Origin of the sequence: Mucilaginibacter sp. SG564 (assembly GCF_013149275.1) — a bacterium.
Taxonomy (GTDB): domain Bacteria; phylum Bacteroidota; class Bacteroidia; order Sphingobacteriales; family Sphingobacteriaceae; genus Mucilaginibacter.
The window spans coordinates 41,059-66,865 of sequence record NZ_JABGNA010000018.1; the positions used below are offsets into that span (position 1 = coordinate 41,059).

22 protein-coding genes and 1 tRNA gene are annotated in these 25,807 nt (G+C 42.9%); 16 read left to right on the plus strand and 7 right to left on the minus strand.

Features of this window, described 5'->3' with window-relative positions:
- Positions 1 to 476 precede the first annotated feature (476 nt).
- Positions 477 to 1,334, plus strand: coding sequence for a helix-turn-helix domain-containing protein (locus FHW89_RS26825; protein WP_172338125.1), 858 nt, complete (start codon positions 477 to 479; stop codon positions 1,332 to 1,334).
- Between the two features lie 74 nt (positions 1,335 to 1,408).
- The gene (locus FHW89_RS26830) at positions 1,409 to 2,119 is read left to right on the plus strand and encodes a siderophore-interacting protein (RefSeq protein ID WP_172338126.1); all 711 of its coding nucleotides are present in this window, start codon (positions 1,409 to 1,411) and stop codon (positions 2,117 to 2,119) included.
- Here the strand turns inward: FHW89_RS26830 and FHW89_RS26835 are convergent.
- Positions 2,094 to 2,477 (minus strand): DoxX family protein, encoded by a 384-nt coding sequence (locus tag FHW89_RS26835; RefSeq protein WP_172338127.1) that lies wholly within the window; start codon positions 2,475 to 2,477, stop codon positions 2,094 to 2,096. The genes FHW89_RS26830 and FHW89_RS26835 overlap by 26 nt on opposite strands.
- A 73-nt stretch (positions 2,478 to 2,550) precedes the next feature.
- On the opposite strand from FHW89_RS26835, the gene FHW89_RS26840 reads away from it, so the two are divergent.
- The 5 genes from FHW89_RS26840 to FHW89_RS26860 all read left to right on the plus strand — a co-directional run bounded on the left by FHW89_RS26840 (position 2,551) and on the right by FHW89_RS26860 (position 10,284).
- Complete coding sequence (locus FHW89_RS26840) at positions 2,551 to 2,982, plus strand: helix-turn-helix domain-containing protein (protein ID WP_253952331.1); 432 nt, start codon at positions 2,551 to 2,553, stop codon at positions 2,980 to 2,982.
- A gap of 3 nt (positions 2,983 to 2,985) precedes the next feature.
- Positions 2,986 to 3,543 carry a pyridoxamine 5'-phosphate oxidase family protein gene (locus tag FHW89_RS26845; RefSeq protein ID WP_172338128.1) on the plus strand — a complete coding sequence of 186 codons (558 nt, stop codon included), beginning with the start codon at positions 2,986 to 2,988 and terminating at the stop codon, positions 3,541 to 3,543.
- 545 nt (positions 3,544 to 4,088) lie between these two features.
- Positions 4,089 to 5,387 carry a hypothetical protein gene (locus FHW89_RS26850; RefSeq protein WP_172338129.1) on the plus strand — a complete coding sequence of 433 codons (1,299 nt, stop codon included), beginning with the start codon at positions 4,089 to 4,091 and terminating at the stop codon, positions 5,385 to 5,387.
- 210 nt (positions 5,388 to 5,597) lie between these two features.
- Positions 5,598 to 8,696, plus strand: a complete 3,099-nt coding sequence (locus FHW89_RS26855) for a TonB-dependent receptor (protein WP_172338130.1) — start codon at positions 5,598 to 5,600, stop codon at positions 8,694 to 8,696.
- Between the two features lie 76 nt (positions 8,697 to 8,772).
- A complete protein-coding gene (locus tag FHW89_RS26860; RefSeq protein ID WP_172338131.1) occupies positions 8,773 to 10,284 on the plus strand; it encodes a RagB/SusD family nutrient uptake outer membrane protein in 1,512 nt (503 codons plus the stop codon).
- A gap of 75 nt (positions 10,285 to 10,359) precedes the next feature.
- On the opposite strand, the gene FHW89_RS26865 is transcribed toward FHW89_RS26860, so the two are convergent.
- Positions 10,360 to 13,140, minus strand: coding sequence for an ABC transporter permease (locus tag FHW89_RS26865; protein WP_253952332.1), 2,781 nt, complete (start codon positions 13,138 to 13,140; stop codon positions 10,360 to 10,362).
- A 311-nt stretch (positions 13,141 to 13,451) separates the two neighbouring features.
- On the opposite strand from FHW89_RS26865, the gene FHW89_RS26870 reads away from it, so the two are divergent.
- The 4 genes from FHW89_RS26870 (at position 13,452) to FHW89_RS26885 (ending at position 16,999) form a co-directional block, all read left to right on the plus strand.
- Positions 13,452 to 14,057, plus strand: coding sequence for a DUF998 domain-containing protein (locus tag FHW89_RS26870; RefSeq protein ID WP_172338132.1), 606 nt, complete (start codon positions 13,452 to 13,454; stop codon positions 14,055 to 14,057).
- 11 nt (positions 14,058 to 14,068) lie between these two features.
- On the plus strand, positions 14,069 to 14,431 hold the full coding sequence (locus tag FHW89_RS26875; RefSeq protein ID WP_172338133.1) for a hypothetical protein: 363 nt from the start codon (positions 14,069 to 14,071) through the stop codon (positions 14,429 to 14,431).
- Between the two features lie 101 nt (positions 14,432 to 14,532).
- Entirely contained in the window at positions 14,533 to 14,919 is a 387-nt protein-coding gene (locus FHW89_RS26880) for a chorismate mutase (protein WP_172338134.1), read from the plus strand.
- 625 nt (positions 14,920 to 15,544) lie between these two features.
- Complete coding sequence (locus FHW89_RS26885) at positions 15,545 to 16,999, plus strand: glycoside hydrolase family 30 protein (protein WP_172338135.1); 1,455 nt, start codon at positions 15,545 to 15,547, stop codon at positions 16,997 to 16,999.
- Positions 17,000 to 17,041: 42 nt separating this feature from the next.
- Here FHW89_RS26885 and FHW89_RS26890 read toward each other — a convergent pair whose 3' ends face one another.
- The gene (locus FHW89_RS26890) at positions 17,042 to 17,920 is read right to left on the minus strand and encodes an endonuclease/exonuclease/phosphatase family protein (RefSeq protein ID WP_172338136.1); all 879 of its coding nucleotides are present in this window, start codon (positions 17,918 to 17,920) and stop codon (positions 17,042 to 17,044) included.
- Between the two features lie 179 nt (positions 17,921 to 18,099).
- On the minus strand, positions 18,100 to 18,924 hold the full coding sequence (gene purU, locus FHW89_RS26895; RefSeq protein ID WP_172338137.1) for a formyltetrahydrofolate deformylase: 825 nt from the start codon (positions 18,922 to 18,924) through the stop codon (positions 18,100 to 18,102).
- A gap of 136 nt (positions 18,925 to 19,060) precedes the next feature.
- On the opposite strand from purU, the gene FHW89_RS26900 reads away from it, so the two are divergent.
- Entirely contained in the window at positions 19,061 to 19,465 is a 405-nt protein-coding gene (locus FHW89_RS26900) for a hypothetical protein (protein WP_172338138.1), read from the plus strand.
- A gap of 87 nt (positions 19,466 to 19,552) precedes the next feature.
- Here FHW89_RS26900 and FHW89_RS26905 read toward each other — a convergent pair whose 3' ends face one another.
- A complete protein-coding gene (locus FHW89_RS26905; RefSeq protein WP_172338139.1) occupies positions 19,553 to 19,918 on the minus strand; it encodes a hypothetical protein in 366 nt (121 codons plus the stop codon).
- Between the two features lie 302 nt (positions 19,919 to 20,220).
- Here FHW89_RS26905 and FHW89_RS26910 point away from each other — a divergent pair, with 302 nt between their 5' ends.
- A complete protein-coding gene (locus tag FHW89_RS26910) occupies positions 20,221 to 20,754 on the plus strand; it encodes a hypothetical protein (protein WP_172338140.1) in 534 nt (177 codons plus the stop codon).
- 91 nt (positions 20,755 to 20,845) lie between these two features.
- On the opposite strand, the gene FHW89_RS26915 is transcribed toward FHW89_RS26910, so the two are convergent.
- On the minus strand, positions 20,846 to 23,221 hold the full coding sequence (locus FHW89_RS26915; protein ID WP_172338141.1) for a BamA/TamA family outer membrane protein: 2,376 nt from the start codon (positions 23,219 to 23,221) through the stop codon (positions 20,846 to 20,848).
- Here FHW89_RS26915 and FHW89_RS26920 point away from each other — a divergent pair.
- The 3 genes from FHW89_RS26920 to FHW89_RS26930 all read left to right on the plus strand — a co-directional run bounded on the left by FHW89_RS26920 (position 23,212) and on the right by FHW89_RS26930 (position 24,291).
- Positions 23,212 to 23,961, plus strand: coding sequence for an RNA methyltransferase (locus tag FHW89_RS26920; RefSeq protein ID WP_172338142.1), 750 nt, complete (start codon positions 23,212 to 23,214; stop codon positions 23,959 to 23,961). The genes FHW89_RS26915 and FHW89_RS26920 overlap by 10 nt on opposite strands.
- A 50-nt stretch (positions 23,962 to 24,011) precedes the next feature.
- Positions 24,012 to 24,082: transfer RNA gene (locus FHW89_RS26925), tRNA-Cys, on the plus strand.
- Between the two features lie 32 nt (positions 24,083 to 24,114).
- Entirely contained in the window at positions 24,115 to 24,291 is a 177-nt protein-coding gene (locus FHW89_RS26930) for a spore protein (protein WP_166090535.1), read from the plus strand.
- Positions 24,292 to 24,491: 200 nt separating this feature from the next.
- Here FHW89_RS26930 and FHW89_RS26935 read toward each other — a convergent pair whose 3' ends face one another.
- Complete coding sequence (locus FHW89_RS26935) at positions 24,492 to 25,532, minus strand: quinone-dependent dihydroorotate dehydrogenase (protein WP_172338143.1); 1,041 nt, start codon at positions 25,530 to 25,532, stop codon at positions 24,492 to 24,494.
- Between the last annotated feature and the right edge of the window lie 275 nt (positions 25,533 to 25,807).

Here is a 25,807-nt window from a genome sequence, read left to right on the forward strand (position 1 = left end):
ATAACAACTTGTAAAACATCCATAGTATTAAGTATTTTAAGTGTCCCTTTACCAAGTAAATGCCAATAAATAAAATATACGAGTAAACAACTGTAATACAGCTATTTATTTAGTTCATTTGGATTGCAAAAAACTTTTTGAGCAAAATCAACCTATCAAAATGATAGGCTTAAGTATCAAAGTGGGAGTTGTTTTAGTTCGTTAACCATATTTTTATCAGCGCGTCATTGCGAGGAGGAACGACGTGGCAATCCCCGATAGGCAGATCCGCTCTGTAAGTAGGGGATTGCCACGCTGCGCTCGCAATGACGCGTGGAGAGAAAGGCCATCCCTCTTTCCGCCGTAGGGCGGAGAGAGGGTCGTCCAGCGCAACGCAGGCGGGGTGAGTCGTCTCTACGCCAGCCCCTTTTTAATTTTGACATTCAAACAGCCTTTCTTTTACCCAAATAGCCATATATTGGCCGGGATAACAAAAAATGAAAGATATTCCGGTATATCAGCTAAAGGAACGGGCCTCAACGGGCCTTGAGATCAGGCGCTTTGTTGCCGGAGATCTGCCACCGGATGATGAAACCAATACCCTGGGCGCGCATCGTGATGATCATTATATATTTTTTGTTATTGAACAAGGCACGGCGTCGCTCATGATCGACTTCCAGGAGTTAAGGTTCGGCGCATCCTCCTTATATTATATATTACCGGGGCAGGTACATCACCGCATCCGCAATGAGATAGGTTATGGCTGGTTCATCGCCATCGATTCTTTGTTAATAGCTCCCGACTACAGGAATGTTTTTGAAAGCCAGCTGGTACTACAGCAACCTTTTACGCTTGATGAGGTGCAATTTAGACAATGTACTGATCTGTTATGCCTGATGCAGGAAAAATACCGGGAAGAAAACCTCGGTCCGTTTTATTTGCAGGTGGTACATTCGCTGGTACAATCCTTTGTTGGTATAGCGGCCTGCTGCTTTAGCGGCTTTTGCAATTCACAGTTTGCCCTGTCCAGGCCGGTACAACTGGCGCAGGAATTTAAAAAGCTACTGGCTGGTAATATCAGGCAGGTTAAAAGCCCATCGGCCTATGCCTCCATGCTTAATGTTTCAGAAACTTATTTAAATGAGGCACTCAAGAAAGTAACCGGCCTTTCGGTGAGTTACTGGATCCAGCAGGAGGTATTGCTCGAAGCCAAGCGTTTGCTGTATTACAGCGAGATGAACGTAAAAGAAATTGCCCACACATTGGGTTATACCGACCATACCTACTTTTCACGATTGTTTAAAAAAGCCGAGGGTACCACACCACTTTTATTCCGCACACATTACCGTAAATAGTCCAATCATTACCGTAAGCTATTCATTGATTTGGGGGTAAATAGGCAGTTTCTTTGTATAATTCAAAAACTACCATGGAAACATCCACTTTTCAAAAAATCAGAAAAAAAGCCGGGAAACTGTTCGAAAACAGATTACAATCCGGTAGGGTGCTTGAGGTGCGGCACTGGGAACCATCTACCTTGATTGAGGTTGACCTGCACCTGCCATCTGCCGATATAGCACAATGGAGCGAGATACCCTATATAAAATTCAGAGTTGACGACTTCACCTTCCGTGATTATACCCCATCGGGCTGGGATGCCGAAACCAATACCTGCACTATTTATGTAGATGCGGCGCACAATGGGCCGGGCAGCAGATGGGCGCAGCAACTCAAACAAAATGATATGGTGAGTTATCTTAAAATAGGCTCAACCTATCACACCCCTGTTGCCACTTCGGCAGTTGTTGCCCTGGGCGATGAAAGCAGCATGGGCCACTTGCTGGCCCTGCAAAAAATGGTACTGCCGCACACCCGCTTTTCGGGCGGACTGGTTATTGGGAACGAGCATCACCGCAAGTTATTCCATGAATATTTTTGGTCGCCCTTACAGCCGGTGGCACGCAAGGATATTTTTGGTCACCACAGTTTAATGGAATGGGTGCTTGAACAGCAATACAGCCTGGAAAACACGGTATTTTACCTTGTTGGCAATAATACTATGGTTGGCCAGCTGCGTAAACTGCTCAAAAACCAGGGTTATCCGTCGGGGCAAATTAAAGTACAGGGCTTTTGGTCGTAGCTTGTTTTACCTTATGCCAGGTAATGTAGGATACAGCCAGGAACGCCAGGAAAATAATCGGCATTACGCGATAGTTTACCGGATCGCCGGATGCGCTGTGGGCTATAAAAGCCGATATAAAGGTGAAAGTAAAACCCGCGTAAACCCACTCTTTAATCAATGATTTTAGAGGAATCAATAGCAAAACAGCGCCGGCCAGTTTAGCCAGGGCCAGCTCTACCCTGAAATAGCCCGGATAGCCCAGGTGGCTAAAAGCCTGGTTCATGGTGGGTAGTGTTAAATAGGCATAGGCCGAGTAGGTCATCATTAAGGCTACTATAGCCGTGGTTATCCAGTAAGTGATCTTGAATGCTTTCATTTTCTTTTTTCAAGCAAACTTAGCTACCTTTACTATTAAAAAGATACTACTATACCAAAGGATAGTAGTATCTTTGAGTATAGCAGTATTATTTATGGAAGGTCAGTTAAAAAAAAGAGATCACAGTTCAACGGAGTGCAAGGCCGCCGCAAGCTCAATCAGAGATGCACTTTATGTACTCAACGGAAAATGGAAATTGCCGCTTATTGTGACGCTTGTTGATGGGCCGCTGCGTTTTAATGATATCCAAAGAGCTTTAAGCGGCATCACCCCTAAAATATTATCAAAAGAGCTCAAAGAGCTGGAGTTGAACGAATTTGTAAAGCGTAACATTTTTTCAACCACCCCGGTTACCGTTACGTATGAAGCTACCCCTTATAGCCAAACATTAGGACCAGTGTTAGAAGAGTTACAAAAATGGGGAAAGCAGCACCGGGAGCGCATCATTGCAAGCCGGCGCGAAACGCCCGTTTTAGAGGTGGATAACGTTAACACAAATGAGTAGATTATGGCCAGATTTTTTGACAGCATACAGGAACAGCACCAAGCTTTCATTGAAAAGCAGAAAATGTTTTTTGTGGCCTCGGCACCACTGGCAGCCAACGGGCATGTAAATCTTTCGCCCAAGGGGATAGATAGTTTCAAAGTATTATCGGCCAATAAAGTAGCCTATATGGATATTATAGGCAGCGGTAACGAAACATCGGCCCATATCCTGGAGAATGGGCGTATCACCATTATGTTTTGCGCCTTTGACGGCCCACCCAATATCCTGCGTTTATATGGCGAAGGATACGCCGTATTACCTGGTGATGAAGCGTGGAGCATATTAGCCACTAAATTCGATATTCTATTATCAACACGGCAAATCATCGTGGCCGATATCCACAAGGTACAAACCTCCTGCGGGTTTAGCGTACCCTACTATACCTACGAAGGCGAAAGGGACCAGGCTTATAAATGGGCAGCCAACAAAGGCGCCGATGGCCTGGAGGCATATAAAAAGGAAAAAAATATGATCAGTATGGATGGCCTGCCTACCGCTTTGGTTAACTCATCTAAATAGCATACTGACCTGTTTTCTAAAGAGATCTGTGCTATTTTCTCCTTTGGCAGGAGAGAGCCATGATTATACACCGAAAATCAATAAATAGCATAAAAGCGGGGAAGTCACCCATTTTAGTAGTTGCTTTCCATGGGCTACTCCCATTTTCAAACCATTTCCCCCTCCTGCCTTTTCATCATTATCAGCCCACAAACGCAAACTCCGGCGCAAATTATTCTTCAGGCTAATTAAATATGTATTTTCATATAAAATTATGAGAGTACATATCAAAAGCATTCTGCTGCTATTCTCAGTTAAATCAAACCCTCTTAATCGATTAAGTTTAAATCTTTATGACATTTTTTGTAACAAATACTTTACCTTTAACCGCCGATTAAGATTTATAATTATTCCACACCAAAAATTTAACCGTTTTATAACACAAAAAGTTTGGAAATGAATTTAATGTACGTATGTTTGTACATATAATATAACCAATTTCACACAGTGTATTTTGCCTATTAAAAATACACTTTTAACCATATTACATCCTTAACGATCCCTGCATGAAGATACGTTTACTAGGTGTGTTTATATTCCTGTGCCCATTTTATCTGCATGTAACCGCGCAGGTAAAAGACAACACTGCTTTGGCCGATTCTATACTGACAGACAGCCGTCTGGATACCATACAGGCAAGGGGTTTAAAACTGCTTTCTGGTTTTTCGGCCGGCACCTCCTATAACGAAGTATGGATCAGGGATTTTAACACCTTCATCAAAGGATCCTTAAAAGTACACCCCAAAGAAAAAGTAAAGGAAATGCTCCTGATGTTTTTTAAAATTCAGGGTGCCGATGGCAACATTGTTGATGGTGTGGTTGATAGTGCAAAGGCTGGTGTAGGTTATCAATACCGCTACTCTAAATTACTGCCAGGCTGGGCAGCACATAAAAACACTGTCGAAACCGACCAGGAATCCTCCCTTATCCAGGCTGTAAAAAAATATATAGATGTGACCGGCGACCGTTCGATATTGGCCGAGGTTATAGGTGCTAAAACGGTTCTGCAACGCATGGAAGATGCTTTTGTCTATATTCAAAAAGACAGATGGTCTGCCAGATATGGCCTGGTAACCGGGGCCACTACTATTGATTGGGGCGATGTACAACCCGAGACGGGCTGGGGCGTAGCCATCAACAATAAAACCAAATGGGCCATTGATATTTATGATAATGCCATGTATGTAATGGCTATTCATGATTTTATGGCTATAAAACCGCAGGGATATCAAACCAAACAAAACTGGACCCTGGTAGCCAATACCATCAAAAAAAATGTACGTAAGTACCTGTGGATGCCGCAAGCCCAGAAATACCTTCCCCATCTTTATTTGAACGGAAGCCCATTCTCCAAAGATTTTAACGAAAACGAGATCCTGTATAGCGGCGGATCTATCTGCGCTATACTCGCCGGGTTTAACACTCCCGCCGAGATCAAAGAAATAAACAGGCAACTATTAGCCGCCGCGGCCGTTGATAAATACTCCACGATTGGTAAAACGGTTTATCCGGCTTACCCTGCCGCGCAATTTCCTAACATGCACCCTTACAATTATCAGAATGCCGGCGACTGGACCTGGTTTGGCGGGCGAATGATAGCAGCCCTGGTGGCCAATAATCAGGCAAAGGATGCGTATAACGAATTAATACCGATGATTGACCGTGCCATTACACACAAAGGCTTTTATGAATGGTACGATGTGCAAACCGGCGCCCCCAAAGGTTCGGGCGATTTCAGGGGCGAAGCCGGTGTTTTATTTGATGCAATTACAGTTTTAAAACAATGGGCTATTAAAAATAAATAAAACACTTATTAGCATACAATTTTAGAAAACCAGTACTAAATCAATTTTTCATGAAAAAAAATAATACCATAGAGGTAGCGGGGATGTCTTTGCTCTTTTTTAAGGGCAGGGCTACCGTTTATCACCAGCCTCCTTAGTCGTTAGCCGCCATTCTCACACACGGCGCTACACTCCTCCGAAGAATCAATTGTTAAATTATTAATTAACGTTATGAAGAAAATCCTTATTTACTCGATCCTGTTCACCCTGCTATCCCTGCAGGCGATGGCACAGCTTAAAATTAGCGGAAAGGTTACCAGCGCGCAAGACAACTCGCCTTTACCTGCTGTAAGCATCAAAATAAAAGGCACCCCAAGCGGTACCGTTTCTGATGCCAACGGAAACTATAGCATTACATTACCCAATGCCAATGCTGTTTTAATATTCACCTATACCGGCTTTGCGGCGCAAGAAGTAAGCGCAGCCGGCAGGAGTACCATAAATGTTCAATTAAAAGAAACCTCAAGCGCCTTGAATGAGGTAGTGGTAATTGGTTACGGTACGGCAAAAAAATCAGATTTAACGGGCTCTGTAGCTACTGTTAAAGCCGAGCAATTGCTTGATAAACCTGTGCCCAACTTATCTCAGGCCTTACAAGGCAAGGTTGCCGGTGTTGACGTAAGCGTTAACAGTAATGCGCCGGGTGCTGCGGCAAAGGTGCGCATCAGGGGTATAGGTTCCATCAACTCCAACGTCGACCCTATTTACGTAGTTGATGGTGTGGTAGGTGTTGACCCCAACTCTATCAACCCTAATGATATTTCATCAATTGAGGTTTTAAAAGATGCCTCATCAACTGCTATCTATGGTGTACGTGGTGCCAATGGTGTTATCATGGTAACCACCAAACGTGGCCGCAAAGGTCCTGCTACCATTAGTTACGAAGCCAATACCAACATCAGCCAACTTTACAGGCATGTGCCAACACTTAACTCCAAAGAATTTGTAGAAATTTACAACCAATCATTTGCAAACGGGTCAAAATTTGATCCAACCGGTGCGACACAATCACCAGCCAAGGCATTAACGTATCAAAATTTCCCATTACTATTTAATTCGGACAACAGCCCGAAATATGATACCAATTGGGAGAAGGAAACGTATAAGCCCGCTTTTTCACAAAGCCATCAATTGAATATTCAGGGTGGCAGCGACAAATCTGTTTACAGCTTATCATTGGGTTATCTTAACCAAAATGGCTTAACCCCCACATCAAACTTTAAACGTTACTCGGTTAAAATGACCATGGATAACGATGTAAAGGATTGGTTAAGAATAGGGGGCAGTATCAATGGCATTTTTAGTCGCCAGCGTTTGGTAACAGATAACAATGGTGGTTTGAACGTACCCCGGGCTGTAAGCGAGGAAGTGCCGATTGTACCTATCAAATATCCAAACGGAACCTGGGCCGGCAACTATGATATTGCTGGTTTAGAAGGCGCTCCAAACCCAATACAAACTGCCAATGAGCGGTATACTATTAATAATACCTTACAGGTATTGGGTAATATCTATGCAACCGCTAAGATATCCTCAGAGCTTGAATTTAAAACAGATTTCGGGTATAACCTCATCGGGCAAAAAAATAACTTTTACTCATCATTAGATCTGCAGCACTTATCAGCCGATCAGGGTGGTATTGCCAGCGTTAACTCCAACACCACTTATTTCTGGCAAACTGAAAATTATCTTACCTGGAACAAAAAGATCAATGATCATCAAAGGTTTACCGCATTGGCTGGTATATCTTTTAGCAGATCAGTATATCAGCGATCAAACGTTGAAACCCAAAACTTTATTGACGACTTTTTCCAGTTTAATAACCTGGGCGCCGGTTCTGTTAAAAGTGCATCAGGATCTGATGAAAACCCAAGTTCACCTGGCGCGCTTTATCCCGGTTCGTTAAACTCATACTATGGTCGTATCAGCTATAATATCGACGAAAAGTATTTGTTTACCGCAACCGGTCGTTATGATGGTTCATCAAGACCAGCCGCAGGGCATAAATTCGCTTTCTTCCCGTCATTGGGTGCCGCATGGCGCGTATCACAGGAGGATTTCCTGAAAAACAGTGAAACCATTTCTAACTTAAAACTAAGAGCAAGCTTTGGCTACACCGGTAACCAGGAAATTGGTAACTACCGCTCACTGGCCCAGTATGGTACAGGCCAAACCGTGCAGAACGGACAAGCGGTAATTTCATTGCTGCCAAGTTACCTGGGTAACCCGGATCTGAAATGGGAAAAAACACGCCAGATTGATGGTGGTATCGAATTAGGCTTGTTTCATGGCCGTGTTAACTTAGATTTGGATTACTATCAACGTACTACTACCGACGTATTATTGCAGGCCCCTATTCCGTGGTCGGCAGGTTTCACCACTGCCAACGTTTACAAAAACGTAGGCTCCATGAAAAACTCAGGTATTGAGCTAAGCCTGAATACGGTTAACGTTAAAACCAGCGATCTGGAGTGGAGTACCGGTATCATCTTTGCCGCCAACCAAAACAAGGTAACCAAGTTGAACGATGGCAACGCCGATATTTTCCCTGGCCCTAACTTCCTTGGACAAAACTATGTGATACGTGTTGGTGCACCAATAGGCTCATTTTACGGCATGACCCGTGTAGGTACCTATGGTGATAATGCAGCAGATATTGCAGAAGCAGCCAAACATGGTTTAAAAGCTGGCGACAGGAAATATATTTATAATGCTGATGGTAGTAACTATTACAGTATTATAGGCCGGTCAAATCCAAAATGGACAGGTAACTTCAACAGTACCATCAAGTACAAAAACTGGGATTTCTCATTCGATATCCGTTTTGTACAAGGTGTAAATACGGCTGCTAACTTTAAACACTCAGTTGAAGACAGGCAAACCATCTCCAACAGTTTAAAAACAGTTTTAAACGGATGGACCCCAAACAACCAGAACACGATGATATCACAAGTGCGTAACTATAAATATGCACAAGACTCGCACTTTGATACCTGGTGGGTTGAAGATGGATCATTTATACGTGGCCAAAACTTTGTACTGGGTTACAACTTACCGACCTCTGCATTGCAAAAATTGCATGTAACCCGTTTCCGTATTTATACCAGTGTGCAAAACTTGTTTGTAATAACCAAGTATACTGGTTATGATCCGGAGGTTGACACCTTTAATAACTCTTATGGTTCAAACCCTGCGTTTACTCAAAATATCGACTTTTTTGCAAACCCTCGTCCACGTATCTGGAACCTTGGTTTACAGGTTGGATTTTAAAAACAGTATGGTATGATACAATCAGAAAGAAAAATAGGAATGAAGGATAATAGTAACCATATAAAAACTTACTAAAATGAGAATATTAAAAAACATATTAATCATATCGGGCTTAGTACTTGCGTGCTCATGCAAAAAGTTTTTGGAAGAGCATCCCAAATCAGTTCTAACGCCAGATGCCGACCTTTCAAGCGCAAAGGTGGCCCGGGCATTTGCTAACGGATCTTATCAAAATCTAACAGGCCTATTGGCCGGCCAGTCTGGCTCATATGGTGGTAATACCTGGAACCTGATGGAGTTTATGACCGGTAAAGCCAACAGCGACCTGGGGCAAACAGGCTTTGTAAACTTCCAGACCCTTATTTACAGCAATACGTCGTTTTATTTTGATACCTGGTGGCAGCAAATGTACCTGGGTGTGGGTGCCTGTAACCTGGCTATCCAAAGAATCCCGCTTATTAATGCCGCGGGATTAACCGACGAAGCAAAAAACAACATGGTGGCCGAAGCCCGTACCATGCGTGCTCTTTACTACTTTTTCCTGGTGCGTATGTATGGTGCGGTTCCTAAAATAACCGAACCGCCAAAAGATCTTAACCTGCAAGTGCCGCGTGTACCTGCCAAACAGATCTATGACGAGATTATCATCCCCGATCTGTTAGCCGCCGAGAAATCAACTTTACCGGTAGCAACATCAACCGGGGGAGTAACCATGGGCGTGGTGCAATCGCTGCTGGCCGATGTTTATTTAACCTATGCAGGTGCAGCTATTAACGGTGGGGCGCAATATTATGCCGAATCGGCAAAACGCTCACTGGCTGTAATACAAAGCGGTAAATACTCTTTGTTCCCTAACTATACCGATATGATCAACCCATCCAACAAAAACCTTGGCGAGTTTATCTTTCAGGTACAGTACGCCGCTTCTGTTCCGCAAGCAAATCCGCTTACACCACTTACTATTCCTAACTTTTCGGGTATTTCTAAATACTCAGACGAGTACGGATCGGTTTGGCCAACAGATCAGTTCATTGCTTCATTCCCGGCAGGTGATAAACGTGTAGCAGAAAAACAATTCTTTTACACCAGCTATCCTTCTATTAAAGCACCGAACGCGCCGGTTGTGTTTAAAAATCACTACATCTACAAATGGTTTGATGTAAACGCGGTTACCAATACTGCAAAATCAGATTTGAACTACACCATTTACCGTTTGGCCGATGTGATGTTGATGTATGCCGAAGCATCAAACCGTGCCGAAGGGTCACCAAATGCCAATGCTATTCAGTATGTGAACCAGATCCGTTCAAGGGCTGGCCTGGCTGCAATAGGTGCATTGTCACAAGATGCGTTTGAGAAAGAAGTATGGCTGCAACGTTATTTTGAGCTTTGTTTTGAAAATAAAATGTGGTTTGACATGATTCGCACACGCAAAATACATAACGATGTTACCGGTAACTGGGATAATTTTGTGGGACACAAAACCGTGTTCAACGCAACTTATTCCGAAAAACAATTATTGTTCCCTTTACCAAAACAGGAAACAGATGTTAATCCAAAATTATTGCCTAATAACCCAGGCTTTTAATTAATATAGGTTAATATAAAACAGAACAGCCCCGGACAAAACCGGGGCTGTTTTTTTATGACAGGTTAAGATGGGTTACTCGCTTCTGAGGCTTTTAACAGGGTTGGCAATGGCCGCTTTGATAGATTGAAAACTTACCGTAAACAGGGCTATCCCGATAGCAACTACGCCAGCAAATACAAACACTTCCCAGCCAATAGGAATACGGTAGGTAAAATCCTGCAGCCACTTGGTCATGGCCCACCAGGCTATGGGCGATGCTATGATAATAGCTATAAATACCAGCTTGATAAAATTAAGCGATAGCAACGTAGTGATGTTGCCAATACTGGCACCCAGCACCTTGCGGATCCCGATCTCCTTGCTCCGCTGCTCGGCCATATAGGCCGCCAGGGCAAACAAGCCAAGGCAGGCTATAATAATGGCCAGTATGGCAAAACTGGTAAATATGCGCCCCATGCGCTGCACATCGGCATACATGCCGGCAAAACGTTCATCCATAAAGGTGTAACGTATGGGTTGATTGGGCGAAAAGCTTTTCCAGGTGCGGGTGATCTCGGCCAGCGTATTTTTCATGTCGCCGGTTTTTACTTTTACCGATACGATGGAATTGCTGGTACTTAAATGCATTACTAACGGACTAATCCCATCGCGCAATGACTCAAAATTAAAATCCTGCACCACACCGATGATCTCCTTCGGCGCGCCATAATTCACTATCCTTTTACCTATCGGATTTTTAAGGTTGAGTTTTTGCGCCAAATTTTGATTGATGATCACCGCCTGCGAATCGGTTTTCATGGCCGGGTTAAAATTACGACCGGCAACCAGCTTCATACCAAAGGTTTTGATATAATCTTCATCCACATCCCAAAACTGGCTGCCAACGCCAACATCCACTTTAACCCTTCCTTCATTAAAAAATTCGTTACCGTTGCGTTTAGTTCCGGCCACCGGTAAAAAATCGCTGATGGATACGCTTTTTACTGCTTGCAGTTTTAACAGTTCATTCTTAAAGCTCTTTACTTCATTATCCTGCAAGGTATTGGTTCCTTGAATCATCACTACCTGGTCTTTTTCAAACCCAACCTTTTTATTGAGGATGAATTGCATCTGGTTGTAAATAATAAATGTGCTGATGATGAGAATGATGGATGTGGTGAACTGAAAAACAACAAGCCCGTTACGCAATCCAGAGCTTTTAGCGCCTGTACTCAGCTTGCCTTTCAACACTTCGGCAGGCTTAAAGCCCGACAGGTAGAATGCGGGATAGATTCCCGCAACTACACCAATCAGAACAGCCGATACCAATACTGTTGGTAACAGCCACCACTGCTGCCAGGGTATAGTTAATGATTTTGATGCCAGTACATTAAAATAAGGCAGCAGTACAACAGCCAGTATTAAACCCAAGATGAAGGAAAAGAAACTGTATAATAAAGATTCGGTTAAAAACTGACTGATTAAACCGCTGCGTTGCGAACCTACCACCTTGCGTAAACCAACCTCCTTAGCCCGGTTGGCCGATTTAGCGGTAGAAAGATTGATAAAATTGATACAGGCTATAACCAATATAAAACCCGCCACAGCGCCAAATAGCCAAATGAAACGGATATCACCATGCGATTCGCCATCATGAATGTCATATGACCGGAGGTTGATGTCCTGAACATTTTGCGCATACATACTTAATGCTGCCGCAATTTTTGACGCGTTCTTGTCCCCGCTCTTAATCATATCGGGGATATAATAATTGTTGATTACCGCATGGGTTATCTTTTTACTAAACCCGGCGGCATTAGTTCCCGGTTTTAGTTTAACATAAACGTGGTAATTGCTGGCCTGCCAGGTAGTTTGCTCGCCGTTCCAAAATTCCACACCGGCAAGGGTTAGCAAAAAGTTATATTGGTGCAGGTGAGATGTGGCCGGGATATCCTGCATCACACCGCCAATTTTATAGGCCTTACTTTTATTATTGTTCAGGTACATCACCTTACCAACCGGGTTTTGACCGGGAAAATATTTATCGGCCTTGCTTTTTGATATCAGCATGGTATAAGGCTCGCTAAGCGCATGAGCGGCATCGCCATAAACCATAGGCAGTTTTAATATATCAAGCAAAGTTTGATCGGCATAAGCGAACCCTTCCTCATGTGTATTTTCGGGGGCATCGCTCCGTTTTAGCTCATTGCTCCCGGCGCCCCAAAAAAGCGAGTTGGGCATTAAGCGGCCAAATTGCTCCACTTCCGGAAAATCAGATTTTATTGTCCGCCCCATTACCGCTGGCCAGTCAACTCCTTTTTCATGAACCTGATCAAAATTGTATTGCCCTACTATCCGGTAAATACGGTTGGCATCCGGGTAACTTTTATCAAAGCTCAGCTCCTCCCTTATATACAGGGCGATAAGCAGGCAGGCGGCAATGCTCAACGCAAAACCACCAACTTTAATGGCCGCGTACATTTTCTGTTTGAGCAATTGTCTTAGCGCGATTTTCAAGTAATTTTTTATCATGGTAAAATGGCTTACAAAGTTATCAATTGGATTGCCTGGTACTTTTTTTTTAAAGCCCGGTTCAGAATAACCGGTACCTGTTTCTTTATAAGGGTTAGCTGGTTTGGCGTTTGCTTCCGCTTCCCGGATACGTTTGAGGATCTTTTTAAAAAGATAATAGCTATACTCTTCCGGACTCTCCTGCACTGCTCCGGGCTCCCACCACTCCAACATGAGTCTAACGCTGTTCTTAAAATCCGGATTTTCATTGAGCAATGTATCCAACTCCTGTAACTCCTTTGCAGAGGCTTCGTGGGTGAGCCTTTTTATCATCAGATGCCAGATACGGTCTTCTGTATTCATTTCGCAAACGGGTTTAAATAAGTTATAGGTATAGTAAACTTTATGATAAAATACGTGCCACTATTATAAATAATTCATTTACAATGAATTAAATACAAAAAATATTAAATAAATCGTCCGTATCCGTACAGAATGTTCGCTTTTGAGCCATTTATTCTATCCATTTAGCATAGTATTAATAGCATATACGCTTTATATGACGCGCCCTCATATCAATAGGTTGCAGCAAATAATAAAAAAATATACAGTACTATGTATTGTATAGTACCATGTTTTATATATATTTGTTTTAATTTTTAACCTTAACTATCATGAACATCAAAACATTACTATACACAGGCATTATTATCCCGATAATTTTTTGGGCCTCCACCATCATATGCGGTTTTATTCATGGTAACTATAACCACCTGAGTAATACTGTTAGCGAGCTCGGCGCCATGGGTACCCGATCCGAACCTTTAATGGCAACCCTAACCATGTTTGGCGCCATTTTAAGTATGTTTTTTATCATGGGTGTTTATGGGGCCTGTAAACAATTAGGCCTTAACCTTATCCCAGTATTTACACTGCCCGCGTTTACTTTGATGATGGGCTGGGTTGCCATGTTTCACGCAGGCAATCATCTTCATTCTGCTTCGGGGCCCATTTTTTTACTGTTATACCTGGGCGCTTTACTGGTTGTCATTTTATGGCGGGGCAGACAAGAGCTGGTATCGGTCAGAATAATTTCCTTAATCAGCCTGTCACTCATGCTGCTTATATTTTTACGCTTTGTACCTGCTATTGAAAATGTTTATCCGGGCCTTATTCAGCGGTTTGCGCATTTGGGCTGGTCGGTTTGGTTCATGGGTTTGAGTGTAGGGCTCATCAGACTGGTTTCATTACAGGAAAATCAACAACTTTTAAATCACTAAAAATTTATATCATGAAAAAACTACAATTAATAGCGGTTATGGGTATCCTTTTATCGGTAACTGCCTGCAGATTTGGCAAAAGACATACTACTATTGTGGAAAATGCAAATGGTTTAACGGTAAGAATAGAATATGTGGGCCAAACCTATTTTACGCCCGATGGCACCGGTATTCAAAGCATTTCACCCAATGGCTATGTAAAATACTCGCGGGATGGCAAACAGCTGGTTGCCGAGAGCGACTATCATGGCAAGATCACTTATGAAATAAACGACGGCGGCAAACAAACTATGCTTGGCGAAGCCGACAAGGGATTTTTGGCCCTGGCGGTTAAAGACATGATCAGACACGGCCACAACGCCGATGGGCGATAACTCATAGGAGTTATCTAAAAAGCAGGTATAGTTATACCTGCTTTTTTTATGCATAATTGAAAACATTGATAATAATTAGCCGGTTTATAGGTTAAAAAGACATGAAAATAAAATTATACAGCCGTGTGTTTGGCTTATTATTATTAGCCCTGTTTAGTTATAGTTTAGTTAGCGCACAAACAGCACCAATGAAAACTCCAAAAGGCAACGACCAAACCCTGCAGATAAGCCGCAAAAAGATCGACTCTTTGGATAAAGCTTTGATAGCCCTGCTGGGCGAACGCGAAAGGGTGGTAAAAGAAATTGGTGTTTACAAAGCACAAAACAATATCCCCGCCCTGCAAGCCGATCGTTTTAAACAGGTGATCGAAAAAAGCATCGAAGCCGGTAAAAAGGAAGGGTTATCAGAAACTTTTGTAACCGAACTGATGAACGCTATACACAAAGAAAGCTTGCGGATAGAGGAAGAGATCAAGGCGCAAAAGTAATTGAAGCTTTGTTAAGCAATAGCATGATGCAGAGCCTACTCACCAGTCTACACTTTTTAATACACGCGTCATTGCGAGGTACGAAGACAACCGACCGGAGGGAGTTCATTAATACCAATAAAAACAAACACAACATTGATAATCCCCGATAAGCAGAGTCACCCTGTAAAGCATAGAGATTGCTTCGTACCTCGCAATGACGCGCGGAGAAAATTCACTCTATCCGCGAAGCCCGGGGCATGCATGCCTCAGTTTTCAGCTGACGTAAGCTGGAAGCTTACCACATGCCCTCCACGAGATATGCTTACGCTAATCTCGCGGGAGCGGATACTGATAGGCAATTACATCATCAAAAGCTTCTTATTTAATCACCATTAAATTTTTGTATTTAAGCGCATCAAAATTTTATTCAGGCTCGGCTACACCAAACGGAACAGACTGATTATGAGATTTTTTGCCATTAAATAAGCATGGTATTAAACCGTATCAATTTCACACCAAGTTACTATAAATCAATTATTTATATCATTCAGCTTGCTTTATTCTCATTAACTTTAATAAATTTGGATTGCCGGAAACGTCCATTTTCAGCGTTATTCAAACCGGCATTCTATACTATAAATCCATGAAGAAAAAATTTTTAATTGCCTGTTTTATAGCGGGCGGCCTGGTAAAAACCGGAGTTGTACATGCGCAGGCTCCGTTTTCTGTCAGCAACAAATCGGTAAAGGTAATTGTATCTGAAAAAGAAGCAGGCTATAAGCTTACACCAACCGAAACACTTCAGTTTACAGACAAACCCCAACCCGCCGAAACAGAGGTTGCTGTTTTTGTTGATCCGGCTAAAACATTCCAAACCATGATGGGCGTAGGCGCTGCTTTAACCGATGCATCGGCCGAGGTATTCGCCAAGCTGCCAAAGGATAAGCAAAAAGAGTTTTTAACTGCCTATTACGATAAAGACAAAGGCATTGGTTACACACTGGCCCGCACCAATATCCAAAGCTGCGATTTCTCAAGTGATAGTTACAGCTACGTAAAAGAGGGGGATGCTGATCTGAAAACTTTCGATATCAGTCATGACAAAACCTACCGCATCCCTTTTATTAAAGCGGCTATAGCGGCGGCAGGCGGCAAGCTAAACCTGTTTGTTTCGCCATGGAGCCCACCGGCTTTTATGAAAGATAATAATGATGTACTGCACGGCGGTAAATTAAAACCTGAGTTTGACCAAAGCTGGGCCAATTTCTTTGTGAAATTTATCAAAGCCTATGAAAAAGAAGGTATCCCGGTATGGGGCCTTTCGGTACAAAACGAGCCTATGGCCAAACAAAAATGGGAGTCGTGCATGTTCACCGCCGAAGAGGAGCGCGATTTTGTAAAGAACTTCCTGGGTCCAACTTTGCACAAACAAGGCCTGGCCGAAAAGAAACTGATTGTATGGGATCATAACCGCGATTTACTTTACCAACGCGCCAGCACCATACTGGAAGATCCTGAGGCTGCCAAATACATCTGGGGTGTAGGTTTCCACTGGTATGAAACCTGGACAGGAGCGGGTCAGCAATTTGAAAGTACCCGCCGCGTACATGAATCATTCCCCGATAAAAACCTGATCTTTACAGAGGGCTGCATCGAAAAGTATGATTTTGCCAAAATTAATGACTGGGCAATGGGCGAAAGATACGGCCTGTCCATGATCAACGATTTTAATGCCGGCACTGTAGCCTGGACCGACTGGAACATCCTGCTTGATGAAAAAGGCGGACCAAACCACGTAGGTAACTTTTGCTTTGCACCGGTACATGCCGATACGCAAACCGGCAACCTCATCTATACCAGCTCATACTATTACCTGGGGCACTTCTCAAAATTTATCCGCCCGGGTGCCAAACGCGTAAGCGCGGTAGCCAGCAGGGATAAACTGTTAACCACCGCTTACCTCAACACCGATGGAAAACTGGCCGTGGTGGTGATGAACAAAACCGACGAAAAAATTGAATACAACTTATGGATAAAAGGCAAGGCCGCTAAAACAACCAGCCTGCCTCACTCCATCGCTACGCTTATTGTAGAATAAAGGAGTCTTATACTATATCAACTATATCTCTGGTGTGGTGGGTCATTTATGATCCACCACTATCATTACCGGGAAATGGTCAGAAGGCAGTTTGGCCTCGTATTTATCCCCCTCCTTTGCTTTTCCACGATAGCTGTCGGTCAGTATCCCGTACCTTTTTACCGTAAAATCTTTAGTTAAAAATATATGGTCGATGCGTGAGGTAGTTTTGGTATTGGCGTTAAAATTATTGAAAGTACCATTCTCGGCATATTTAATGGGTGATAACTCATAAGCATCTTTTAAAGTGCCCGATGTATTGATCACCGCATAGCTGTCAGAAGTTTGATCGACATTAAAATCGCCCGAAAATATAACCGGGGCTTTGCCTGCGATAGCTTTGATTTTGGTTAAAACCAGTTTAGCGCTTTCCCTGCGGGCCACCACACCAATATGATCCATATGCAGGTTAAAGTAATAGAATTTATAGCCCGTTTTGATCTCCTGGAAAGATCCCCATGAGCAAATCCGCGGCAAGGCGGCGTCCCAGCCTTTGTTGGGCTTATCGGTAATGGGAGCCAGCCAAAAATCGCCATGGGTTAGCAGCTTAAATTTGGTGGTTTTATAAAAAATGGCCGAGAACTCGCCTTCGGTTTTACCGTCATCGCGGCCTATACCAGTGTAGGCATAATTAGGCATACTGGCCTTAAGGCCCTGTAGTTGATGGATAAGGCATTCCTGTGTACCAAATATATCAAAGTCATGAAACTGGATAAGCTTTATAATCACGGGCAAGCGTTGTTTCCACCCGTTGCCGCGTACAGAATCGCCATTACTGGCATTATCATTACGCATATTGTAAGTAGCTACCGTAAATTGCTGGGCAAACCCGGCAGTACAAGTAGCGATAGCCAGGATTAAAAGAAAAAAGAGTTTTTTCATGATGATTTGATAAATATGAACAGGCGGCGAAAATAAGGCCTGTGTATTAAACAAGCGTTAATTAACGAAATAAATTACTAAACTGTAAAAAGGCCTGTCAGTCTGAGCTTGTCGAAGACGCCCTGCCCACCATGGTTCGACGGGGCCCATCATGACACCCTATTTTTTATTCGTTTTCCCTACCCAAAAACAACGGTTTTATTCCCGTAAACAAAAACACGGTCTTCAATAACCAGTTTAAGTGCATTGGCTAATACGGCAGTTTCAATTTCCTGGCCGGCTTTTACCATGGTAGCCGCCGTAAACGAGTGATTTACCGGGATGATCTGCTGGGCGATGATAGGACCTTCGTCCAGCTCGTTGGATACGAAATGGGCTGTCGCACCAATCAGTTTCACCCCACGTTCAAAAGCCTGCTTATAAGGATTGGCCCCGATAAACGCCGGTAAAAATGAGTGATGGATATTAATGATCCGCATCGGGAACCGGGCTACAAATGCAGGCGACAGGATACGCATAAACTTGGCCAGCACAATATAATCCGGATTGTATTGCTGTATCACATCGGCCATTTGCTGCTCCAGCTCTTCACGGCCGTACTGCTCATGCGACAGGTGGTAAAAAGGCATATCAAAGCGTTCGCAAATATTTTGCAGGGTAGCGTGATTACCTATTACGCATTGCACCGTTGCACCCAACGTGTTAAAATAATTGCGGATCAGGATATCGGCCAGGCAATGATACTCTTTGGTTACCATCACCACTATTTTTTTATGCGGCGTAGGATTTACCGATATAATAGCACCGGCAGGTAACACGTCTTTCAATGTATACTCCAATCCGTTGGTATCGCCATCCTCCACTTCCAGGCGCACAAAGAAAACATCTTCGGCTTTATCCACATGTTCGCGCATGGAAACTATATTGAGCTGATGTTTGGCCAGTATAGTAGCTATGGAACCTACCAAACCAACCTGGTCTTTACATTGAATAACAATAATCATGATATCAGGGTACAAAAAGAATTTGCCCGTAATTTACAAACAGGTATCATTTATACAAACAATTATGTAGTTTAAATCAGCGTCATGTATCGTTCGGGCGGCCATCTCCGTAATTACATGATATAAACCTTACATTATGAAACAATTTTTTTTAATGATCACAGCGCTGATCTTATGCAGCGCGAGCGCTTGTAATAAGGGCAAACTCCCGGCGTCAACATCTGTTATGGGGCAATGGCGATGGGTTAAATCAGTAGGTGGTATCGGTGGCTTTACCATAACACCCCAAAGCTCCGGTTTTACCCAACGTTATCAGTTTAATGACGATAGTACCTTCCGTTTTTACAGAAAAGATACGGTAGCCGCGCAGGGTAAATTTTCTATCGTGAGGAACATCAAATCTAACCCGCAACCTATCGATGTACTGAAAACAGGAGGCAATGGGTTCGACCAATCCCTGCTGATCAGGAATGATACGCTGTACTTACACGATATAGACATAGCCGATGGTTACGGCAGTATTTATGTGCGGATAAAATAGTTTTTAAGTCGTTAGTCCGAAGTTTTGAGTTCGAGGTCGTAAATCAAAAACCTTCGCTTTCCTGACTTTAGACTCAGGACTTCGGACTTACGACTCAACATCGGGTATAAAATTCACTTGGTTTTCCTGTTCAAACGTTACATAAACGCGGCGCCAGGGCTCATCGTTGATCAGGCGCCATTTATGGGCTGTGCCGGTGGTATCGGTGGCTATCAGTATTTCGCCTGGTTTTAATATAAACGTTTCGCCGGTACGAGTCTCAAATTCCAATGTACCCAATAAGGTGATCACGTATTGATTGGTTGGGGCATTGTGCCAGTCGAAAAATGAATGCGGCGGCGACTCCTGGAAACGCACAGATAAAGCTTCGTTAAATTGAGCTTCGGCTACGCTGCCTGTTTGCACATGTGAGTTGCCATCGGCCCCGGTATATAATTTATATGCTTTGATCATTTTTATGAAGTGCTATTTGCACTGGCGGCTAAACTAATACATTTTAATGTTTTAGTGATGAAGCCTGCATAACGGCATTGTAAATTATTAAATGACTACTGACCGCCGCCCGAAAAGTTTCACTTAGATATACTAGCCCTACAAATTCAACAAAATACCCTAAAGCCTGTTATAGTTTTACTGTCCGTGTAACTTTTACCCGACCATTAAATGCAGGCATATATTTTCTTGAACCAACCGCTTTAAAACACTATTTTTATTGCGTACATTTTTATCCGGGAATAAACCGGCCAATTAAAAAAATGAAAAAACTATTCCTTTTACTATGCCTTATTACGGCGGCTCATAGCTTTGGCTTTGCAAAATCCATCGCCATAAATCACTTTGTTGTAAAAGAAAACCCTTTTGCTGTTGACGAGGTTGCCGTAGTTGCCACCGATACCGCCGGTGTGATACAGGAAGATGTAAACGGGGTATTCACCTTTGTGATGAACGGTTTCCAGGAACAGCTCAAATTTGAAAAGGGAACCGCCTTTTATCGCCACAAGCTTGATCGCTCTGCCTTTTTATATGCCAAACACATGAACGACAGTGGTACACATGCCATCCTGTATTACATTTATAAACATGATAGTAAACTAAGCCCCTTCCATATCAGTTGGATATTACTGGTAGCCATTCCGCTGGCGCTGGTACTGCTGGCCTATATGTTTAAGCGGTTTATTATTATAGCGGTGGTGATATTTTGCATATTTCTGTATTTCAACTATCACAACGGCCTGAGTATGCCCACCTTTTTTGAAAGTATTATTGATGGCCTGAAGGGAATTTTTTAGATAAGCTGAAAGCCGAAAGTTGAAAACCTGGAAAATCAATAAATCATTAATTCAGCAATTAGCCTAATTCAATAATTCAATAATTAATTAATTAAAACGGTAGCCCGATACCAAAATTCAGCTGCATAAAGTTGTAGCTGTCGCCTGCCGTAACTTTTCCACTGGCATCTTTGCTGGTGGCATTGTTTTGGAGATAAGCCTTCTTAAACGGGCCATCACTAAATAATTCACCAAAGTGTTTGATGAGTACCCACTGATCGGAGCCGTTAAACTGTGGATCTTTAAATTTAAATGCCGCGTCGAGCCTGAAGATAAAGAAGCCGAGGTCGAACCGTAAACCTGTACCTACACCTACCGCGGTGGATTGCAGCAAATTATTAAACCGGAACTCACCATCCGGATTTTCGGCCTTTTTGCCTAAACGCCATACGTTGCCGGCATCCATAAATACCGCTCCCTTTAATTTGGCTCCCCAAAAGTTATTGGCTATGGTATACCGGTATTCGGCATTGCCAATTATTTTTATTTCTCCAAACTGATCAAGATATTTTAAACCTGCGCGGGTATTATAATTATCGCCATAAAAGGTACCACGGTTAAACTGTCCCGGACCTAAGGTACGTGGCAGCCACGCCCTTATATCATTAGCGCCACCGGTATAAAAGTTTTTTTCAAATATCAATTGATCACTGTTACCGTAAGGGATACCAATACCCGGATTTATACGGAATATAAATTGCCGTTCCCCACCCAGCGTTTTATAAATACGCAAGTCCAGTTCGGTTTTGGCATATTGCGAAAAAGTATAGCCAAATACTTTACGCTCATTATCCGCATCTCTTGAGGTATTAAACACGCTGCTTGCCAGGCTCAGAAAATTACCCCCAATATCTAAACTACCGCGGAAATAGGTAAAATTCTTATAAGAGTTTAGTTCAAGAGCGTTATACTGAAAAGTATACTGGCTACCCGTGGTAAATGTAGTACGACCAATTAGCCGCACATACGAAAGCCTGTTTTGGCTGATCAAAGTATCTCTGGCTGCGGGATCAAGTATACCCCGTGAAAATTCGACACTGATAGGTGTAATGGTATGTTGTTTACGCCCGGTTTCAAAAAAATCATAGGTAATTGAGTTGATAAAACTCTCGCGCCTTACCAGGCCTTTTTGATAAAACAATGAATAGTTACTGGAGAATGTTGTATGCGGTACACCAAATTTACCCAACAATGGAAAATCAAACGGTGTTAAGATACGGGGATAGATCAGGTTAACCCCTGCCCTCAGCTCCTGGTTTTGGATGCTATGCCCATTATCAAATAAAATACTCCAGTTTAATTTTACCTGTAATATAGCAGCCTGTTTAAACACATTACGGTTGGTGAAGGTGTTACCTATGTTATAACCAAAACGCCCGCCGCTAAACAGGATCTCGCCCTCCACATGGTCTGACATTTTTTTGAGCGGCACAATATCTATCTGCGTATTGAGCCGGTTGGAGCTATCGGCCAATTTTGAATAAGTGGGATTGGGCACATTACGGAAAACATTTAATTCCGAAAGCCTGGTAGTGGTTAATGTTTGCTTATCTATATTATAAAGCTCCCCCTTCCGAAGAAAATCATAATCCTTTACTACCCTCGGCTTAAAACGGCCCGAGAAGTCAACAAACCTGAATTGCGAATCAACCTGCAAAGTGTCGGCCTTACCTGTTGTGCGGCCGCTACTGCGCGAAATGGTAACCAGCGTATTATTGAGGGTGTAAACTGGGTGCTCCTTTTTACCTGCCGGGTTATCAATGATCATTTTAACATCAACCACGCTATTATTAAAGGTGGAGTCGTAATCAAAACTCACATACTGCCTGTAAAAATCAAAGTAACCATTCCGCTTCATCAGCGAGTATATCTCATCCCGGTCATGGGCCAGGCTATCGGTATCAAAACGTGCCCCCGGCGAAATGTGGGATATCTTAACACGGTTGGCGTCGAATAAATTTTTAATGTTTCTATCGGCAATACTATCTGATACCTTCCGTATCCGGAACATAGGGCCCTCCTGCGCGGTAAAAACCAGCTCGGCCTTTTGTTTTTTAACAACAATGCTATCCGTTACCTTGGCTTTCAGATAGCCACGGTTCTGGATATATCTTTCTATCTGAAAACGCGAAAACTCCACCAGGTTACTATCCAGGATGGAGGGTGCTGTGCCAAAATTACGTTTGCCGTTTTTGTTAAAGGTGTAATAAAATTGAAGGTCGAGCCAGTTATTGGGCTGCTGCTCCTTATCTACATAATTTACAGCCGCTTCGGCAAATTCCTTATCAATACCTTTAATGGTGATTTTGCGCACTATTACCTGGTTTTTTTTTAAACCACGGGTACTGCTACAGCCCGACCCAATAATGAGCAGCAAAATACTTAATATTGTAAGGCGGAAAACAGCAGGGTTTATATATGCTTTCAAAATCACAAATCAGTTTATTATCATCCTTACAACATAAAAAATTTCGCAGGGAACATGGTTTATTTATGGTTGAGGGTTACAAATCGGTTACGGAATTTATAAACTCTGCCTACCAGGTTGATACCGTTTACCATACCCCTGCAATTGCTCCAAAATTGCTGAATTTATCCCGAAAAATAAACTTTCAGGAAATTTCATTAAATGAACTCCAAAAAATCAGCACACTGAAAACACCGCAAGAGGTAATTGGTTTGGTCAAGATACCAATATGGGCGGTATTAAATTATAAAGCGCTCGAAAAAAAATTTTCGCTGGTACTGGATAGCGTGCAGGACCCGGGCAATATGGGCACCATTATCCGCACGGCCGATTGGTTTGGCATACAGGATATTATCTGTTCTGAAGATACCGTTGATGTATACAACCCCAAAGTAGTGCAGGCTACCATGGGTTCCCTGGCGCGTGTTAATGTACATTATGCCGATCTTTTAAATATGCTGCCGCAGATCAAACTACCTATATTTGGTGCCATGCTAAATGGGCAAAACATGTACAATACTCATTTTGGCGCCGAAGGCCTGCTGGTGATGGGTAATGAAGGCAATGGTATCAGCGCCGCCATTGAACAGTTGATAACCACCGCCGTAACCATTCCCAGGGCCGGAAATGCCGAATCATTAAACGTGGCGATAGCTACGGCGATACTCTGTTCTGAAATAAAAAGAAATTCAATGAAATAAATGTTGGCTTTCCAAAAAATAAATTACTATTTTTGCAGTCCTTAAAAAATGGTCGGGTGGCCGAGTGGCTAGGCAGAGGTCTGCAAAACCTTTTACAGCGGTTCGAATCCGCTCCCGACCTCAAGGGTTTAAAAAAATTTAAAATACAACACCATGGGCGTTACTCGTTTAAAAAGAAAAGATAGAAAAAACAAAACTACTTCACGTTTAGAAGTTCAGTTTTTGAAACTGGCTACCAACCTGGAGTACGGAAGCCGTTCTGCTGAGTCAAAACACAGCCAGATAGCTAAAAACAACGAAGTTTTAGCAAAAGCTGCTGCCGCGAAATAATTTTTTCTGTTTTTAAGCGCTTAACGGTGCTTGAAAAGATCTTGTAAAAACCTCTTGTTTCAGAAACAAGAGGTTTTTTTATGTCTGAATCAGGATTTTCAGAATTTTTGAATTAACATAATTGAGTAATGGAAAAAATTCTGAGAATTCTTTAATTCTGAAAATCCTGATTCAGACATCCTCATTCTATCAATTCAGATTCAAGACAATAACTTTTTATTGATCCGCCCTATCAATCCAGGCCCTTCATAAATAAAGCCGGTATACAGCTGCACCAGCGATGCGCCGGCCTGTAGTTTTTCGATAGCATCATCAGCAGAATGTATGCCGCCTACCCCAATAATAGGGAACGAGCCGTTTGACTTTTGGTGCAAGTAACGGATCACCTCGGTAGAGCGTTTGGTTAAAGGTTTGCCACTCAGGCCACCCGCTTCATTTTTTAAACTTTCGGCAGCAGTTAAATTTTCACGACTGATAGTAGTATTGGTAGCGATAATACCCGCTATACCGGTTTGCTGTACAATATCCACAATATCATCCAACTGAGAGTCGGTCAGGTCGGGGGCTATTTTCAGGAGAATAGGCCGGCTGATGCCATTTTTTGAATTGCGTTGCTGCAGTGTATTCAGCAGATGCATCAGCGGTTCTTTTTCCTGCAATTCGCGCAGGCCCGGTGTATTGGGCGAACTTACATTCACCACAAAATAATCAACCACATCAAACAGACGGTCAAAGCATTTGATATAATCGTTAACAGCTTCCTCATTAGGCGTAACCTTGTTTTTACCGATGTTACCACCGATGATAAGTCCCTTTTGAGCACCCTTAGCATTTCTGCGGAAAGTAGCTATGCGTTCTGCGGCTACATCGACACCAAAATTATTAAAACCCATGCGGTTGATGAGCGCACCATCTGCCGGCAAGCGGAACATCCGTGTTTTAGGGTTGCCGGGTTGCGGCAGGGGGGTAACAGTGCCTATCTCCACAAAGCCAAAACCGATGTTGGCCATTTCGCCCATGAGTTCGGCATTTTTATCAAAACCGGCTGCAAGTCCTACCGGGTTTTTAAACTTAAGACCAAATACCTCTTTTTCCAGTCGCGGATTGTTCACATCCCAAATAGCTCTGCTCAAGGCAGCGCCACCCGGAAAACGGTTGAAGCGTTTTAAGTTACGGGTTACAAAATAATGTACTTTTTCGGGATCGAACAGAAACAGGATGGGTTTTAATAAAAAATACATGCCGCGAAGTTAACACATTCCTTTAGGTGTGTAAACCAGAATTTTAGGATTTTTTGATTTGGGCGACGATGAGTTGACTCACCCAGCCATCGCTGCGTTTTTGCGAGGAGGAACGACGTGGCAATTCCCGATAAGCAGGTCCGCTCTTTAGGTAGGGGATTGCCACGCTATGCTCGCAATTGTAAAGGTCAGATAATTCGAGGACAGATTAGTGTAACTTAAAGTTATGCGTATTAACACGAACGATCTCACCCTGAAACGCAATTATTTGCAAA

Coding starts and splice junctions, on each gene's coding strand:
- FHW89_RS26825 (WP_172338125.1), top strand. CDS start 477: ATGAAAGATATTCCGGTATATCAGCTAAAGGAACGGGCCTCAACGGGC.
- FHW89_RS26830 (WP_172338126.1), top strand. CDS start 1,409: ATGGAAACATCCACTTTTCAAAAAATCAGAAAAAAAGCCGGGAAACTG.
- FHW89_RS26835 (WP_172338127.1), bottom strand. CDS start 2,477: ATGAAAGCATTCAAGATCACTTACTGGATAACCACGGCTATAGTAGCC.
- FHW89_RS26845 (WP_172338128.1), top strand. CDS start 2,986: ATGGCCAGATTTTTTGACAGCATACAGGAACAGCACCAAGCTTTCATT.
- FHW89_RS26850 (WP_172338129.1), top strand. CDS start 4,089: ATGAAGATACGTTTACTAGGTGTGTTTATATTCCTGTGCCCATTTTAT.
- FHW89_RS26855 (WP_172338130.1), top strand. CDS start 5,598: ATGAAGAAAATCCTTATTTACTCGATCCTGTTCACCCTGCTATCCCTG.
- FHW89_RS26860 (WP_172338131.1), top strand. CDS start 8,773: ATGAGAATATTAAAAAACATATTAATCATATCGGGCTTAGTACTTGCG.
- FHW89_RS26865 (WP_253952332.1), bottom strand. CDS start 13,140: ATGAATACAGAAGACCGTATCTGGCATCTGATGATAAAAAGGCTCACC.
- FHW89_RS26870 (WP_172338132.1), top strand. CDS start 13,452: ATGAACATCAAAACATTACTATACACAGGCATTATTATCCCGATAATT.
- FHW89_RS26875 (WP_172338133.1), top strand. CDS start 14,069: ATGAAAAAACTACAATTAATAGCGGTTATGGGTATCCTTTTATCGGTA.
- FHW89_RS26880 (WP_172338134.1), top strand. CDS start 14,533: ATGAAAATAAAATTATACAGCCGTGTGTTTGGCTTATTATTATTAGCC.
- FHW89_RS26885 (WP_172338135.1), top strand. CDS start 15,545: ATGAAGAAAAAATTTTTAATTGCCTGTTTTATAGCGGGCGGCCTGGTA.
- FHW89_RS26890 (WP_172338136.1), bottom strand. CDS start 17,920: ATGAAAAAACTCTTTTTTCTTTTAATCCTGGCTATCGCTACTTGTACT.
- purU (WP_172338137.1), bottom strand. CDS start 18,924: ATGATTATTGTTATTCAATGTAAAGACCAGGTTGGTTTGGTAGGTTCC.
- FHW89_RS26900 (WP_172338138.1), top strand. CDS start 19,061: ATGAAACAATTTTTTTTAATGATCACAGCGCTGATCTTATGCAGCGCG.
- FHW89_RS26905 (WP_172338139.1), bottom strand. CDS start 19,918: ATGATCAAAGCATATAAATTATATACCGGGGCCGATGGCAACTCACAT.
- FHW89_RS26910 (WP_172338140.1), top strand. CDS start 20,221: ATGAAAAAACTATTCCTTTTACTATGCCTTATTACGGCGGCTCATAGC.
- FHW89_RS26920 (WP_172338142.1), top strand. CDS start 23,212: ATGCTTTCAAAATCACAAATCAGTTTATTATCATCCTTACAACATAAA.
- FHW89_RS26930 (WP_166090535.1), top strand. CDS start 24,115: ATGGGCGTTACTCGTTTAAAAAGAAAAGATAGAAAAAACAAAACTACT.
- FHW89_RS26935 (WP_172338143.1), bottom strand. CDS start 25,532: ATGTATTTTTTATTAAAACCCATCCTGTTTCTGTTCGATCCCGAAAAA.